Below are 3,452 nucleotides of genomic sequence, written 5' to 3' on the forward strand. Positions count from 1 at the left end.
CGGCCCGTGCCGCGTCGAGGCGCTCGCCGATCAGGCCGAGGTGGCGTTCCGCCTCCGCCCGGGCCTCCTCGGCCCGCCGGTGCGCGGTGAGCGCCGCCTCCTCGGTGGCCCGGTCCACGTGGTCGTCACCGGTGCGGGCGGGCTCGGGGTGGTCGGCGGATCCGCACACCGTGCACGCCACGCCGTCGACGAGCTCGGCGGCGAGCTCCGCGGCGATGCCCCTGAGGCGCCGCTCCCGCAGACCGAGCCACGCCTCGTGTGCGGCGACCGCTCGCTCGCGGGCCGCCGTCAGCGCAGCCGCGGCCCCGGTCTCCTGCGCGATGAGCGCGTCACGCCGGCGGGCGGCCTCCAGCCGCCTGCGGGCAGGGTCGAGCCGTCCGGCCAGTTGTTCGGCACGGGTGGCCGCCTCCTGGGCCCGATCCACGCGGGACCGCAGCTCCTGTCGGACCGTGTCCCAGCCCGCCAGCCATGCGGCCGTCTCCTGGATCAGCTCGTCGTCGGCCGTGGACTGCCGGTCGATCCGGGCCCGTTCGTCGTCGATCTCCCTGCTGCGCCGCTCGGCACGGCGGGCGGCGTCGAGCGCGCCGAGCTCTGTCCTGAGCTCGCGCTCCCGGCCGGCCAGCTGATCGGCGCCCGCGTCGGCCAGTTCCGGCGGCAGCAGGGCGCAGACCCCTTCCCGGGCCTCGGCGGCCGTGCGGTGGGCGCGGTCGGCCGCGTCGCGGAGTTCCAGCGCGGGCGCGACCAGGTCCGCCTTGCGGGCGCGTGCCAGCTGTTCACGGCACCGGTCGTGTTCCGCACGGCGCTCCTCGAGTCCCGCGGCCCTGCGGCGGGTCTCCGCGTACCGCTGCTGGAGCCGGGCGAGTTCCCGTTCGGCGTCGAGGGCGCGGCGGGCGTCGCCGTCGCGGCGCTCCACCTCGGCCAGGACCGACCGGGCGATCCCGAGCCTTTCGCGTGCGCCGCCGCGTGCGACGGCCGCCCATTCCAGGACCCCTTCGGCCAGCCCCGGTTCGCCGGGCCGGTCCTCCGGCAGCTCCGTCTCGGCGGCGGGCCCGGCCGCCTGGGCGATGCGCTGGGCGAGGGCGAGGATCTGCTCGTCGGCCGCCTTCACCCGGGCCTCGGCCGCGCGCCGCAGTTCCGCCAGGCGCTCCTCCACGGCGGCGAACCTGCGGGTGTCGAAGAGCCTGCCGAGCAGCTTGCCCCGCGCCTCGGCGTCGGCGCGCAGGAAACGGGCGAAGTCCCCCTGGGGCAGGAGCACCACCTGGCAGAACTGGTCCCGGCTCATGCCGATGAGCTGGGAGATCTCCTCGCCGATCTCCTGGTGCGAGCGGCTGAGCCCCTGCCAGCCCGTGTCGGGACGGTATTCGCGGAGCCCGCTCTGCGCCTTCTCCGTCGTGACGCCGCCGCCCCTCCTCTTGGGGCGGGGCTGGGCGGGCCGCCGGGTGATCTCCAGCCTGCGCCCGCCGACGGTCAGCTCCAGGCAGACCTCGGTCGGCAGATCGACGGGTGCGTGGTCGCTGCGCAGGGGCGCGCCGGGGCTCTGCCGGGCGCCCGGCACCGCCGCGTACAGCGCGTAGCAGACGGCGTCCAGGACGCTGGTCTTGCCCGCGCCGGTCGGCCCGTGGAGGAGGAAGAGACCGGCCGACGACAGCGCGTCGAAGTCGACTTCCTGGGTGGTGCCGAAGGGTCCGAAGGCGGTGAGGGTCAGTCTGTGCAGCCTCAACGGGACACCTCGTTCACCGTGTCGTCCACCCGTACGTCGTCGAAGGCCGCGCGCAGTACCGTGCGTTCCTGTGCGCTGGCTCCGCTCCCGCCCCGTACGTGGGCCACGAAGTCCTCGGCGATCTGGTGGTCGTCGCGTCCGTCGAGGCGCTGGGCGTAGGAGGCCTGGGGGTCCTCGGGTGCCCGTTCGGGTTCGAGGACCAGGGCGAGGACGTGCGGGAAGCGCTCGGTGAGCCGGGCCATCGGCTCGTCGGGCCGGACGGGGTCGGTGAGCGTGGCCTCGACCCATGCGTCCCGGTGCCGTTCCAGGGCGGGATCGTCCAGGAGCGTGCCGAGGCGGCCCCGCAGCCGGGCGAGGGGACGGGGCACGGGGCAGTCGAGACGCTCGGCGGCAAGTTCCCCCGAGGGGCCGATGTCGATCAGCCACATGGTCTTGCGGTGGGTGTGCTCGGAGAAGGAGTACGCGAGCGGTGAGCCGGAGTAGCGCACGCGGTCGGTGACCGTCTGGCAGCCGTGCAGGTGCCCGAGCGCCACGTAGTCGACGCCGTCGAAGACCCCGGCGGGAACGGCGGCGACACCGCCGACGGTGATGTCGCGTTCGCTGTCGCTGGGCTCGCCGCCCGCCACGAAGGCGTGCGCCAGCACGACGGAACGGGTGCCGTCCGGGCGGGTGGCGAGGTCGGCGCGGACCCGGTCCATGGCCGCGGTGAGGACGGCCTCGTGTCCGGCGCCGGAGGCCTTCAGGGTGTCCCGGACGAGTGCGGGTTCCAGGTAGGGCAGCCCGTAGAAGGCCACGTCCCCGTGGCGGTCCGCCAGGACGACGGGGGTCGCGCAGTCGGCCGGATCGGTACGCAGGTGGATCCCGGCGCGCGCGATGAGCCCGGCCCCCACCCCGAGGCGGCGTGCCGAGTCGTGGTTGCCGGAGATCATGACGGTCGGGACACCGGCGTGCAGCGCGTCGTCGAAGAGCTGTACGGCGGTCAGCGGCGGCACGGCGCGGTCGTACACGTCACCGGCCACGACGACCGCGTCCACCTCGTGCCGCGCCACCGTCTCCACGAGGTGGTCGAGGTAGGCGGCCTGGGCGTCGAGCAGCGGGACACGGTGGAAGGACCGTCCCAGGTGCCAGTCCGAGGTGTGCAGGATCCTCAACGTACCGCCCCGCCCCGCATGTCTGCCCTCGTTCCGCTTCCGGACCTGCCGCCGGGCCGGTCCCGGCGCTGCCGTCCCCGCTGATTACGTTAGCGCCAGTCGCCGCCGGTTCCGTCCGGGGGCCTAGGCCTTCCGCGACATCCGGGGAGACGATCACGGCTGCCCGCGGTGTTCCCCGGGCGGGCATTCCCCACGGAACCCGCACGCTTGAATGTTCCCGCCCGAAGGTCTGCATATCGAATGACCATCGCGTCACATGAAATCGAGCTTGATCAGGAGAGGAAACGGGCGCACTCGGTGGCCCGTGAAGTCTGGCCGGCTCACCTCTGCTCGCGCGGAGAGGACACCTCGATGTTGATGTTCGAGCAGAGCGACAGCGGCTCACCTCCGCTCCGCGGAGAGGACCTCCTCGGTCACTCGGTGGGTTCGGCGGGGTGCGGCTCACCTCCGCTCGCACGGAGAGGACACGCCCGCCAGGCGGAGGCCCAGGCCGCGCAGAGGCTCACCTCCGCTCGCGCGGAGAGGACTACGGGTCCACCGACCCGGACCGCGTCTGGTGCGGCTCACCTCCGCTCGCGCGG

The 3,452-nt window shown here is 74.3% G+C and carries 2 protein-coding genes; both read right to left on the minus strand.

All coding sequences use genetic code 11. From position 1 onward, the window contains the following. Positions 1-1,720, minus strand: a 1,720-nt coding sequence (locus IH13_RS38670) for an AAA family ATPase (protein WP_031088803.1), incomplete at its 3' end; no start/stop codon positions are given. Beyond that, entirely contained in the window at positions 1,717-2,871 is a 1,155-nt protein-coding gene (locus IH13_RS0128230) for an exonuclease SbcCD subunit D (protein WP_031088805.1), read from the minus strand. The genes IH13_RS0128230 and IH13_RS38670, both read right to left, overlap by 4 nt. Positions 2,872-3,452 lie beyond the last annotated feature (581 nt).

The organism is Streptomyces sp. NRRL WC-3549 (assembly GCF_000721935.1).
GTDB lineage: Bacteria > Actinomycetota > Actinomycetes > Streptomycetales > Streptomycetaceae > Streptomyces.